The sequence below is a fragment of the Sphingobium sp. MK2 genome (genome assembly GCF_040170545.1).
Lineage (GTDB): Bacteria > Pseudomonadota > Alphaproteobacteria > Sphingomonadales > Sphingomonadaceae > Sphingobium.
Window position 1 is genome coordinate 31,741 of the sequence record NZ_JAZDXA010000013.1, and the last position, 12,777, is coordinate 44,517.

Genomic DNA, 12,777 nt, shown 5'->3' on the forward strand with positions numbered 1-12,777 from the left:
CGGACACAAAAAGGGCCGCCCGATGATGGGGCGGCCCTTTTCGTTGGTGCATGGCGTGGATCAGAAGCGGATCTTCACGCCCGCTCGATAGCTTTGATAGCTGATATCCTTGCGCCAGACGGTCGTGTCGGCGGTGAGGTTGAGGTCCACGGAGCCAGCCCGGATGGTCAGGCCACCGCCGACTTCGCCCCAATTCTTGTCCGATCCCCCCAGCGCGAAGGGCGCGAGGCTGCCGGTGCCGCCAACCAGATTGGCGAGGAAGAAGGCGGGTTGGTCGTTGAACTCATGGACATAATTGGCCGTGAGGTAAGGTTTGATACCGCCCGTGTCCGCCTTGACCGTGGCACCCAGACGACCCTGCGCACTACGGATGGCATGGCGCTCGATGACCAAAGCGGCATCACCGCCATATTCGGCGAGATTGCCCGAACTGATATAGGCACCGCGTATCGATGCGCGGGGAACGATACTGAACGCATCGCTGCCCAACGCCTTGCTGACGCCCAACTCACCCGACAGGGCCAGTTCCTGGTCGCTGCCATAGAGGGTGTAGGGGGTGATGCCGACCGCGAAGGAGCGACGTGAGCGTGTCGCCATCGTACCTGCACTGCCGACCGCATCCAGTTTGAGGCCGCCCAGATCGAACGCGCCATAGACGGTGCCCTGATAGAGACGGGCGCGGCCCCAGTCATTGGCCCCGGTATTGCCCTTCAATTCGCTGAAGGAGGCTGAGAGGCCGACAACGCCATTGTCGCCAAACGCCTTTTCGATGCCGACGGCCATATACCAGCCATCGAACTGGTCGCGGCCAAGCGGGGTGGCGGTCCGCATCGGCGCGCTGTCGCCGTCGATATAGCCGCCCGCCAGGAAGGCGCTGACATCTTCAGGCAGCACACCTTCGCGGACGGTGGTGTCGCCGCCGCCACCCTGCGCCATGCCAAGGTCGATATTGTTGAGACTGGCGGCGGCCAGTTGCAGCGGCTGGCCGGTCATGGTCAGCGTGCCACCCATCGCCCCGCCATCGAGCTTCGTCAGCCGGTCGCGATAGAAGCGCGCCATATTGTCGTTCAACACTTCGGCCATGGAGGTCTTGAGCGTTTCTGTGCGCGGTGCCATCGCCTCGAAGGTTGCCTGGACTCCGGCAACGCTCAGCAGATCGGCCTCGCCATAGAGATTGGCATAGTTGGCATAGAGCGGCCGATTCTGGTCGAGCAACTGGGCAAAGCTGGTCTGGTTCGGCGCAGCGCGGTTGACGACGTCGGCATAGAGGCCCGCGTCGATCCGCACGCTGACGCTGTTGGGACCATAGAATAAAACCGGCTTCAACACCGCCGACAAGTTGGTCGGCGTCGCAAAGCTGCCGTCGATGCCGCCTTCGGCGGTCAGGAAGGTGTAGCTATTGCCGTAGCGGATTTTGGTGCCGGTCGCGGCACCAAAAACCACGCGCCCGCCGAGCGCGGCGATGCCGTTGATGGGATCACCCGCCGCAAGCAGCGAGACATCGCCATCGGCCTGAGCGGCGGTGATGGCTGCGACTGCGGAGGCCTGCGCCTGATTATCTTCGCCATTGCCCTGGCCATCGCCCGTCGGTGCGCTTTCGCTCCCGCCATTGTCATCGGATTCGACGAACTGCGTCGCCCGGACCGCAAGTACATCCGACACGCCATTGGCACCCAGATCGATCTGGAGCGTGCTGCCTGACGAGAGCAACGCATTGCCCTCAATTTTGAGCGTGCCGATCGTGCCGACGCCACCGGGGGCGATCGTGCCCAGGACATTGGTGAAATAGGGCGCGCGCACTGTTCCCTTGCCGGACAAAAGCCCGGTCATCAGGAAATAGTCGCCCGGCGTTTGGACCATGCCATCGACATTCACGACGCCGGCGAGGTGAGCAATGTCCATCAGACTGGTCAGCGATCCGGCCGCCGTGACATCGAGCGTAGCGCCAGTGCCCGCAATGGTGAACCGATCGACGGTGGCGTCCATATCCAGCGTCGTCTTGCCATTGGCGCTGAGCGTCACGTCATAATAGCGGCCGATCACTCCTTGCGAGGCGAGCGGGTCGATATTGTTGGGTACGAAGCTGGTCGCGCCGGGCAGGCCATTGGCGAGGGTGGGTGCGGGCAGCACCGCAGGGCCGACGTCTTGCACCTGTGCTTCATGGATTGCGCCGCTCAGCAGGGTAACATTTTCAGCGTTGGGGCTGCGTTCGGCGATCTCCACCTTGCCCTTATTGTTACTGACCACGGTTGCGCCGGTGGTTGTGCCTGCCGCTTCCGCAACGACAGGTTCGCCATCGACGATCAGCGTGTCGGTGCCGACATCATAGCAAATATCCGCCACCTCATAATTGGGCTGGTAGCAGATCTGGCCGAATTTCTGGGCGCTGTCCTGCCCGAACGCGCCTGCGCCCGGCGTCGTGGGAATGCCGTTCACTAGCGCGCCATTGCTGTCGATAACCCGATAATTGGGATCGAGCGCGGTCACCCAATGGGTCGGGTCGCTCCACAGACCGTCGCCTGCCTTGGCAGTGGCGTAGCGATAGGGGTTGTTCTGCGCGATCCAGTCCCAGAACAGATAGAGCGGCTGGTAGAAGGATGAGCCGCCATAGGAGCTTTGCGGCTGTCCAAGGAAATAACGGCTGCCGCCCGACAGCACGCCGATGATCGTCTTTTCGTCGAAGGCCTGGTCCAGCACCAGGGGGCCACCCGAATCGCCGCCTGCCGTGCTGCCTTCGTTGGGCAGCGCATCGTCCTTGAATAGGTTGAAATCGAACGGATTTTCGCGGGTCGGATCATCAAAGTCGGTGTGATAGAGATTCTGGGTATAGCCCCCGGCATCACCGAACAGAAACGCATCGATATCGTCGAGCGACCCAAGCATACCCAAGAAGTTTTCAGCGGTCTTGCGGCGGAAGTCGATGCCGAAACTATTACCCGTCGTGCCGCTGCCGCTGCGGCCATAGCCGGTGATGGTCACATGATAGCCGGTGCCCGATGTTTCGCTGATGGCCGAGGGCGCGGACAGGGCGGAAAAGAGCATGGTCCAGGTCGGTACGTCGGCCGCCGGCATATCGAGCGTCGCCATGGCCACGTCGCCATAGAGGAAGCTTAGTGCTGGCGGATCGAGCGAGTCGGGGTGATAGGCAATATTGTTGACGTTATAGACGCTTAAAGCCGTGTTGGTCTGAAAGCCGTTGCTCAGCCAGTCGATCAGGCCAGGGCGGGCGTTGTTCTGAAAGGCGAACGCCACTGGAACGCCGCCATTGACGGTGCTGTAATCGGGCGTGTCGAGGTCGTTGACGCAGTGAGCGGCAAAAATGACGGTGCGCGGATTGATCAGCGTGCCGGTGCAGACGAAGCCATCGGCCCGATACATGATGCCGACGCCGTTGACGTCGCTGCCATCTACAATGTCGGACGGGCTTTTGCTGTCGTTCGGCACGACGGCATGGGCCAGCGGTGCAAAGCTCAAGGCGGCGACGGCGGCCGATGCCAGAAGGCCTGTACGACCGGCGCGCGCAAGCATGCGCACGCCATTCTTACGAATGTGCATGATGGTAACTCCCCAAAGACCTGAGGGGAAGCTATGTCAGCAACAAGACGAACACAATGAGGCAATGCGCGAAAATTGCCTTATGTTTCAAAAAGGTCACATCGCCACGCAATGTCGCAGATTTTTCCTAGTAGAACAGCGCAAATGCGTCATTTTTGAGGGTGCGCTATTGGGAAGACCGGGCGCGCTACTTAATGACAATGGCTGTTAACTTTAATCCGGTACAGCTTTTCGATGCAGGCGGGCATCCCTTGCGCATCCGCGCTGATCCGCTTAAGCATGGTGACAAGTTCCGGCCTCCCCACGAGGCTGGCGAAAAACAGAAGAGAGTTTCGGCATGGTGCAGCAGAGCCGCCCATCGCCGCAGAGTTCCGGTCCGACCGGCGGTTTTTCGGGCAAGCGTGTCCGATCCGGTCCGGGCAATGGGAGCAAGGCTGCGGCCATTCCTCCCCCGTCACCATCGCGGGGCATTGCGCCGCATGGCGCGCGTGAGCGGCGATCCTATGCCGCCATCGACCTTGGCACCAATAATTGCCGTTTGCTGATCGCCAAGCCGTCGGCGGACGGGTTCATTGTAGTAGACGCCTTTTCGCGGATCGTGCGGCTGGGCGAAGGGCTGGCTTCGACCGGGCGGATCAGCGACGCCGCGATTGATCGCGCCATTGCCGCGCTGTCCGTCTGCGCCGACAAGCTGCGCCGCCGTCATGTGACGCTGGCGCGCTCGGTTGCGACCGAAGCCTGTCGCCGGGCGTCCAACGGTACGGACTTTATCCAGCGCGTCTACCGCGAGACGGGCATCGCGCTCGATATCATCAGCGCGCAGGAGGAGGCGCGGCTGGCGGTACTGGGCTGCCACGCACTACTGGAACCCGGCAATGGTCCGGCCCTGATCTTCGACATTGGCGGGGGATCGACCGAATTGGTGCTGGTCGATTCGAACGGATCGGCTGGCGCGCCGCGGATAGTCGATTGGGTGAGCGCGCCCTGGGGCGTGGTGTCGCTGACCGAGAGCGAGGCGTTCGACCATGGCGACCGGGACGCGCGGCTGGCCGCCTATGACCGGATGCGCGCACGGGTAAGCGAAGCCTTTGCCCCGCTGGCCTGTCGCCTGCCGCAGGGCGCGGAGGATATCCGCCTGCTCGGCACGTCGGGGACGGTGACGACGCTGGCCAGCGTGCATCTGAACCTGCCGCGCTATGACCGGCAGGTGATCGACGGGCTGATCGTGCCGTGCGAATCGATGCGCGCGATATCGGAGCGGCTTTCCACCATGACGCTGGCGGAGCGGCAGCAGCTTCCCTGCATCGGCACCGAGCGCGCCGATCTGGTGGTGGCGGGGTGCGCCATATTGGAGGCGATCCTCGACATCTGGCCCGCCGCGCGATTGGGCGTGGCGGATCGCGGCATTCGCGAAGGCATATTGCGCGGGCTGATGGACCGCGACGGGAGAGTGATGTGAGGGGCGCAGGCGCAGGCAAGGTGCGCGTCAAAAGCGCCAAGGGCAGGACCGCGCAATCGGTTCGCTGGCTCGAACGCCATCTGAACGACCCCTATGTGCGCAAGGCGAAGGCGGAAGGGTGGCGCAGCCGTGCCGCGTTCAAGCTGATCGAACTGGACGAGAAATTCCATTTCGTGAAGGGGTCGCGCGCGGTCGTTGACCTGGGCGTAGCACCGGGCGGCTGGTCGCAGGTGGTGCGCAAGCTGGCGCCCAAAGCCAAGGTCGTCGGCATCGACCTGCTGCCCGTCGATCCGATCGAGGGGGTAACCCTGTTCGAAATGGACTTCATGGACGACAAGGCGCCCGATATGCTGCGCGAAGCGCTGGGCGATGCGCCGGATCTCATCATTTCCGACATGGCGGCCAATACGGTGGGCCATGCGCAGACCGATCATCTCCGCACGATGGGACTGGTCGAGGCGGCCGCCTGGTTCGCGGTCGAAAATCTGCGCAAGGGCGGGACGTTCGTCGCCAAGGTGTTTGCCGGGGGCACCGATGGCGAGTTGCTGGTCCTGCTCAAGAAGAATTTCACGACGATCAAGCACGCCAAGCCCCCCGCCAGCCGCAAGGGTAGCGTGGAATGGTATGTCGTGGCGCAGGGGTTCAAGGGGCGACCCGACGAACCCGTGCGCGACCGGGCGGGCGATCCTGTAGAAGAATAGCGGCCTGTAGGCTGGTGGGCGCGAAATAGGAAGCGGGGGTCACTTGGTCGCAACGGTATCGACGGTCGCCTATCTGGGGCTGGAAGCGCGGGCCGTCGAGGTGCAGTGCCAGCTTGTCCCCGGCCTTCCTAACTTCATCGTCGTGGGACTGCCCGACAAGGCGGTGGCCGAAAGCCGCGAGCGGGTGCGCAATGCGATCGCCGCCATCGGCCTGTCGCTGCCGCCCAAGCGGATTACCGTCAATCTCTCGCCCGCCGACCTGCCCAAGGAAGGATCGCATTTCGACCTGCCGATCGCGCTTGCGCTGCTGGGGGCGATGGGCGTGATTGATGCGGAAACGCTGTCGGGTTATGTCGTGGTCGGCGAACTGGGGCTGGACGGGCGCACCGCGCCGTCGCCTGGTGTGTTGCTGGCGGCACTGCATGCGGGCGGGCAGGATATGGGGCTGGTCTGCCCGGTCGCGCAGGGAGCCGAAGCTGCCTGGGCGGGGCAGGTCGAAGTCGTCGCCGGGCCTGACCTTTTGAGCCTGCTCAACCATTTCAAGGGCACGTCTGCCCTGTCGCCGCCCCAGCCCGGCGCGGTAGAAGCCCCCGTGCGGACGCTGGACCTCAAACAGGTCAAGGGGCAGGAAGTCGCCAAGCGCGCGATCGAGATCGCGGCGGCGGGCGGGCATAATCTGTTGATGGTCGGGCCGCCGGGCGCAGGCAAATCGCTCATGGCCGGGTGTTTGCCCGGAATATTGCCTGAACTCACGCCATCCGAAGCGCTGGAAACCTCGATGGTGGCAAGCGTCGCGGGGACGCTGGACGGCGGACGGATCAGCCGGGCGCGGCCCTTCCGCCATCCCCATCATAGCGCGTCGATGGCCGCGCTGGTCGGCGGTGGCCTCAAGGCGCGGCCGGGCGAGGTCAGCATGGCGCATCTGGGCGTCTTGTTCCTCGACGAGTTGCCGGAGTTCCAGCGGGCCGTGCTCGATTCGCTGCGCCAGCCGCTGGAGACGGGCGAAGTGACGGTCGCCCGCGCCAATGCGCATGTCACCTTCCCGGCGCGGGTGCAGTTGATCGCGGCGATGAATCCCTGCCGATGCGGCCATCTGGGTGATCCCGCGCTGGCTTGCTCGCGCGCGCCACGTTGCGCCGCCGATTATCAGGCGAAGGTGTCGGGACCTTTGCTCGATCGGATCGACCTCCATGTCGAGGTGCAGGCCGTGAGCGCCGCCGATCTGGTATTGCCGCCTCCCGCCGAAGGATCGGCCGAGGTCGCCGCGCGCGTCGCTGCGGCGCGCGATGTGCAGACCAAGCGCTATGCCGGGACGAAAGTGCGGACCAATGCCGAAGTCGATGGTGATGCGCTGGAGGCTTTTGCCGGTCCGGATGAGGCGGGACGGCAATTGCTGGCGCAGGCGGCGGCTGCAATGAAGCTGTCGGCGCGGGGCTATACCCGCGTGTTGCGCGTCGCGCGGACGATCGCCGATCTGGCAGGGGCCGAGCGGGTCGGGCGGGTGCATGTCGCCGAAGCGCTCAGCTATCGCCGCCGCGCGCCGGTGAATTAGGGGATCGGCTGGACCGTTAGCAGCGTATAGAGGCCGATCACCGTGCCGCTCGCGACGAAAGCGATGAGAAAACGGCGTATGTCGGGCCAGAAATCGGGGCGTTCCATGTCGGTCGTCTCCTTCTCGGTGACGATGCGACGGATAAAATGGTGCCGAACCCGTATCCAGTGACAAATGAAGTTAAGCGCCCTCGTTCGCGATCAGCTTGAGTTCGGCGGCAGGCCCATTGTCCTTATGGGCAAAATGGCCGTCAATCCGGCTTCCCGCCTCAATGGTGATCCGCTCATAGCGCACATCGCCGGTGATCCGCGCGCTGCGCTCGACCACCAGTTCCTCCGCCATGATCGATCCATCGACGAGGCCTGCGAGCCGCGCGCTCTGGGCCGTGACATGGCCGATGATGCGGCTGTCGGCCCCCTGGACCAATGCGGCGCAGCTAATGTCGCCTTCCACCACGCCATCGACATGCAGGTCGACCGACGCGCTGATATTGCCGCTGATCGTGACGTCGCCGCCGATCAGCGAGAAGGGGGTGTTCTTAGCCCCGGTTGCCGACATCGGCGAAACGGGCCTTGGCGATTTGCTGGACTTGGAGAACATCCTGGGCAGCCTCCAGAAAACGACGGGGGTTGATGGGCCGGTCGTTGAGCCGGACCTCGAAATGGAGATGGGTGCCGGTCGACCGGCCGGTCGACCCCATGCCGCCGATCGTGTCGCCGCGCGCCACCACCTGGCCTACCTTGGCAGCAAAGCGTGACAGATGGGCGTAACGGGTCATCAGCCCATTGCCATGATCGACTTCCACGACATTGCCATAGCCTTGCCGCTGGCCGACATAGCTGATCTTGCCGCGCGCGGCCGCGAGGATCGGCTGACCGCGACGACCGGGGAAATCCATACCAGCATGGAAGGCGGCGTGACCGTTGAACGGATCACGGCGGTAGCCATAGGAACTGGTTTCCATCGGCGCCATGGTGGGCTTGCCCGACGGAATCGATATCAGGCTGCGTTCCAGAAATTCCATCCGCGCCAGCGCATCGGCCAGATGTTCCAATTCGCCGGTCATGGCCCCCTTGCTGCCGTTCCAGGGCACAAAGGGGCCGCCCTGGGCACGGGCCGCGCTGCGGGCGAGCTGGTCAGGATCAAGGCCGAAGCTGCGGATGGCGGCGGCGGCCTTGTCCGCGCGTCTTTCGACAGCGGCGGTCAACAGCAGGGCGAAACGGCGCTGGCGCTCTTCCAGCCGGACGAGGGGGGCGGCTTCGGGTGCCATGCTGATCTTGGCGGTCAGCGCCCCGGTCTTGTCCGACTTTTCGGCTGCGGTCGGCGCGACCATGTCCGCGCTCTTGTCGTCATCGCCCCCGAAATGCGTCTTGTAGAGCGTGTCCATGAAGTCCTGCCGGGCTTCAAGATCCTGGGCCAGATCATCGACGGACTGGCGATAGCCCTCTACCTTGCTCGCGGCCGTCGCGATCGACTGCCCCTTGGCAGCCAGCGCGGCGCGCTCCTGCGTTACCGATGCGCTATTGGCGATCATCGCCAGCGTGACGCCGCCCCAGCCGACCAGGGCTGCCGTCAGGCCGCCCAGCGTGGTGAGTTGAAGTCGGCGCGATATACGCAGGAACCGGACCTGGCCACCTGAGCGAAGGAAAATCTCGCGCTCAGGGCATAAGGCGGCAAGCCGTGCCCGGAGAGCGACGGCCCTCGATTTTCGATGATGCGACAATGGCGACCCCGTAACTCTTATCGAGTCGGGCCGATAGCAAAGCGACGCTGCGTAGGCGAATCTACCATTACGCAGACGTGACGAGTTGAGCGATGTGCGCGACTAAATGATCGTTATCGCCTTTTGTTCCATGACAGATGGTGATTTGCGCAACTCTGGCTAGCCATTGTCCATCTGAGCCGCCGATGTGAGGAGGTGGGCGACTTTGTCCGCTGGGATTGCCGGGCTGAAATGATAGCCCTGGCCGTAATGGCATCCGCCCGCCCGCAGATAATCGACCTGGCGGCTATTCTCTACCCCTTCCGCAACCGTGCGGATGCCGAGGCTAAAGGCGAGGTTGAGGACGGTGCGGACGATCGCGGCGTCATCCGGGTCGGTCTCCAGATCGCGGACGAAGCTCTGGTCGATCTTGATGATATCGATCGGAAACTGTTTGAGATGCGACAGAGAGGCATAGCCGGTGCCGAAATCATCGAGCGCGATGGTGACGCCTGCTTCGCTCAGTCGACTCAGCGCGCGCCCGACCCGTTCCGCGTTGCGGCCCAGAAAGACCGACTCGGTTACTTCCAGTTCCACGGTTGAAGGGGGCAGGCCAGCCCGTGCCAAACGTTCGAGCAAGCGATCGGCAAAGCCGTCATCATTGAGGTCCGCGCCCGATCCGTTAAAGGCGATCGAGCCGACCGTAAGGCCCGCCGCGCGCCAGCGCAGGCAGTCGGCGATGATGCCATCAATCATCACCATGGTGATGATCGGTCCCAGTTCGGGATGTTCGAAGGCAGAAGCGATTTCGCCCGGCATGATGACAGTGCCGTCGGCCGTAGGGCAACGGAACAGCGCTTCGAAACCGACGATCGCCCCGCTGTCGAGCGCGATCTTGGGCTGATACCAGGGGGTTGGCTGTTCATGCGCCAGGATATGACGCGCGCGGTCCAGCATTGCGGCTTCGCGTTCCCAGCTTTCCAGCAATTCCGGGCCGAACAGGATTGCGCGTCCCCGTCCACTATTCTTGGCATGATAGAGCGCGATGTCCGCATGTTTGACCAGGGCGGTGACATCGTCGCCATGATCGGGAAAGAGGGCGACACCGATGCTGACCCGGCATTCCATCGGCCGACCGCCATGGCTGAGCGGCGCGTGAAGATGCTGGGTGACCCGCTGCAATATGGGTTGCAGTGCGTCGCTATCAGGCAGGCGTGTCAGCAGCACCGCAAATTCGTCCCCGCCCATCCGCGCGACCAGATCGCCGGGGCGCAGCGCCTGGCGCAGGCGGCTGGCGACGGCACAGAGCAGGGCGTCCCCCGCATCATGGCCCGCAGTATCATTGACCCGCTTGAACTCATCCAGGTCGATCAGCAGCACCGCCAGTTGGGCGCGGTCGGTCGAGGCGGCCGCCGCCTGCGTCACTGCCGCCATGAAATGGGCGCGGTTGGCCAGGCCCGTCAGCGCATCCGACATGGCCAGTTTTTCGAGATTCTGTTCAATCTCCTTGCGCTCGGTAATATCGACGACGCAGGTCATGAAGCAGGCTTCATTGTCGATCACGATCGGCCTAGAAGACAGCAGGGCGTTGCGAATGGCACCATCGCCGCGACGCAGGCGGCATTCGAAATTGTCGATCGACTCTCCCGCTTGCAGTCGGCCGAAAAGATCATCGCGCACCGTCAGGTCGACATAGGTTTGTTCGACATTGTTCAGCGACAGCGGACCGCCAGCCGCATAGGCGTCCAGCGCCGCGCGGTTGATCCGCACGATGCTGCCATCATAGCGCGTCACCAGCAGCGGCAGGGGTACGGCCATGAACATGCGTTCCAACGTGTCCCGACTGGTGGCCAGAGCCGCCTGCGCTTCGCGGGCGACCAGGTTCGCCATCCATTCCTTGCGCTGAAGCCGGTTGCTCCGCGCGATGGCGATCCACATGCCGAAATGGAGCATTATCATCGCCAGGATCATGCCGGGCATGGTTGCCGAAAGCGGTGCCGGGGCCAGATAGCCGACCAGCAGCGCCACGCCGCAGGCCAATCCGCCGCCGACATTGCCCCTGAAACTGGTCGGCACAACCAGATAGAAGACCAATGGCAGCATCACCAGCACGAAGACGGCAATGTCGCTTCGTGAACTGACGAGGAAGGCAACGCTGACGGCGGTCACCACCTGCCAGGCGAAACATATCCGTTCGACCATGCGAAAGCTGGTCATACGATGGCTGATCGACAGGCATGCAAGCGACCAGAGTATGACCACGATCCGGGCAGGCACCGCCACCCAGAAATGGTCAGTTCCGGCAAAGCGCCAGTCGCTCATGAGGAACAGGGTATTCAGGACCGCGGAGAGCGCGAACAGAATCTGGGCGTGGCCGCGCGATTCGCGTAAACGGCCTTCTTGGAAGTGGCGTTCGCGCTCAGGATCGCAAAATTCGCCGGTATAGGGAGAGAGTTCCGTCACATTTCGTCCATGAAAGCACCATATTGGTGACCTCCACGAAAATAGGCCCTCCAGGGTTATCAAACTCCTAACCATAGGAGGATGATGCCTTAAAATTCATGGACGTAGCGGCCACTCTCCCGCGACGCTTGACCCTTTGTCCGCGCGCGGCTATAGGCCCGGCTGCCCAGCGACCTGTCGCGTCGAGACTCGTCTTTTCTCGCCATTGCTGGGTGCTATTAGAGCTGAACATTGCCGGGTGCTCTTGCGGCTCCAGGGGGGTTTTATGCCCACCGGGGCCTTTGCTGTTTGGATGACGTCTGTTTTCCAAGCGGCTCGCAACACGGGGATGCCACGGTAAAGTAACTGAAAAAGGTGAAGGGCTTCATGCCAACAATCAACCAGTTGGTCCGCAAGGGCCGCGAACCGCAGAAGGCCAAGTCCAAGGTCCCTGCCATGGATGCGAACCCGCAAAAGCGTGGCGTTTGCACCCGCGTCTATACGACGACTCCGAAGAAGCCGAACTCGGCGCTCCGCAAGGTGGCGAAGGTGCGTCTGGTCAACCAGCGCGAAGTCATCACCTACATCCCCGGTGAAGGCCATAACCTTCAGGAACATAGCGTTGTTCTGATCCGTGGTGGTCGTGTCCGCGATCTTCCCGGCGTGCGCTATCACGTTCTTCGCGGCGTTCTGGATACCCAGGGCGTCAAGGATCGTAAGCAGAGCCGTTCGAAGTACGGCGCGAAGCGTCCGAAGTAAGGGGAGACCAAGAATATGTCACGTCGTCGTCGCCCCGAAAAGCGCATCATCCTGCCCGATCCCAAATATGGCGATATCGTGCTGTCCAAGTTCATGAATTCGATCATGCAGGACGGTAAGAAGGCTGTTGCTGAGTCCATCGTCTATGGCGCTCTCGAAACTGTCGAGACCCGCGCCAAGAAGGACCCGATCGGCATGTTCCATGACGCGCTGAACAACATCAAGCCGGGCATCGAAGTTCGCAGCCGCCGCGTTGGCGGTGCGACCTATCAGGTTCCCGTCGAAGTGCGTCCCGAACGCTCGCAGGCGTTGGCCATCCGTTGGCTGATCACCGCCGCGCGCAACCGCAGCGAAACCACGATGGCCGCGCGCCTGTCGGGTGAGCTGATGGACGCCGCCAACAATCGCGGCAATGCCGTCAAGAAGCGCGAAGATACGCACCGGATGGCCGAAGCCAACCGTGCCTTCTCGCACTATCGCTGGTAACATAGCGCTACTGGTAAAAGGCGGGTGGGCGTTTCCAATGTCCGCTTCGCTGTCCGGTTTCAAAAATTGGTCCGTTCGTCAGGGGTCTCTACCCATGGCGGACGGATTGGTTTAGGGGCCA

9 protein-coding genes are annotated in these 12,777 nt (G+C 63.0%); 5 read left to right on the forward strand and 4 right to left on the reverse strand.

The window, feature by feature from the left end; genetic code table 11:
• Nucleotides 1–60 precede the first annotated feature (60 nt).
• Nucleotides 61–3,555, reverse strand: coding sequence for an autotransporter domain-containing protein (locus V2I08_RS08225; RefSeq protein WP_349634668.1), 3,495 nt, complete (start codon nt 3,553–3,555; stop codon nt 61–63).
• Nucleotides 3,556–3,892: 337 nt separating this feature from the next.
• Here V2I08_RS08225 and V2I08_RS08230 point away from each other — a divergent pair, with 337 nt between their 5' ends.
• The 3 genes from V2I08_RS08230 to V2I08_RS08240 are packed head-to-tail and all read left to right on the forward strand — an operon-like array spanning nt 3,893 to nt 7,267.
• On the forward strand, nt 3,893–5,014 hold the full coding sequence (locus tag V2I08_RS08230) for a Ppx/GppA phosphatase family protein (protein WP_349634669.1): 1,122 nt from the start codon (nt 3,893–3,895) through the stop codon (nt 5,012–5,014).
• Complete coding sequence (locus tag V2I08_RS08235) at nt 5,011–5,715, forward strand: RlmE family RNA methyltransferase (protein ID WP_349634670.1); 705 nt, start codon at nt 5,011–5,013, stop codon at nt 5,713–5,715. Before V2I08_RS08230 ends, V2I08_RS08235 begins: the two co-directional genes overlap by 4 nt.
• Nucleotides 5,716–5,758: 43 nt before the next feature.
• A complete protein-coding gene (locus V2I08_RS08240; RefSeq protein WP_349634671.1) occupies nt 5,759–7,267 on the forward strand; it encodes a YifB family Mg chelatase-like AAA ATPase in 1,509 nt (502 codons plus the stop codon).
• A gap of 180 nt (nt 7,268–7,447) precedes the next feature.
• Here V2I08_RS08240 and V2I08_RS08245 read toward each other — a convergent pair whose 3' ends face one another.
• The 3 genes from V2I08_RS08245 to V2I08_RS08255 all read right to left on the reverse strand — a co-directional run bounded on the left by V2I08_RS08245 (nt 7,448) and on the right by V2I08_RS08255 (nt 11,432).
• The gene (locus V2I08_RS08245) at nt 7,448–7,825 is read right to left on the reverse strand and encodes a polymer-forming cytoskeletal protein (protein WP_349634672.1); all 378 of its coding nucleotides are present in this window, start codon (nt 7,823–7,825) and stop codon (nt 7,448–7,450) included.
• The gene (locus V2I08_RS08250; protein WP_405053630.1) at nt 7,806–8,918 is read right to left on the reverse strand and encodes a M23 family metallopeptidase; all 1,113 of its coding nucleotides are present in this window, start codon (nt 8,916–8,918) and stop codon (nt 7,806–7,808) included. Before V2I08_RS08250 ends, V2I08_RS08245 begins: the two co-directional genes overlap by 20 nt.
• Nucleotides 8,919–9,149: 231 nt before the next feature.
• Complete coding sequence (locus V2I08_RS08255) at nt 9,150–11,432, reverse strand: EAL domain-containing protein (protein WP_349634674.1); 2,283 nt, start codon at nt 11,430–11,432, stop codon at nt 9,150–9,152.
• A gap of 366 nt (nt 11,433–11,798) precedes the next feature.
• On the opposite strand from V2I08_RS08255, the gene rpsL reads away from it, so the two are divergent.
• Nucleotides 11,799–12,170: a 30S ribosomal protein S12 gene (gene rpsL / locus V2I08_RS08260; RefSeq protein ID WP_026002556.1), complete on the forward strand. Its 372-nt coding sequence runs from the start codon at nt 11,799–11,801 to the stop codon at nt 12,168–12,170.
• A gap of 15 nt (nt 12,171–12,185) precedes the next feature.
• A complete protein-coding gene (rpsG, locus tag V2I08_RS08265; protein ID WP_037472408.1) occupies nt 12,186–12,656 on the forward strand; it encodes a 30S ribosomal protein S7 in 471 nt (156 codons plus the stop codon).
• The last annotated feature ends 121 nt before the right edge of the window (nt 12,657–12,777 follow it).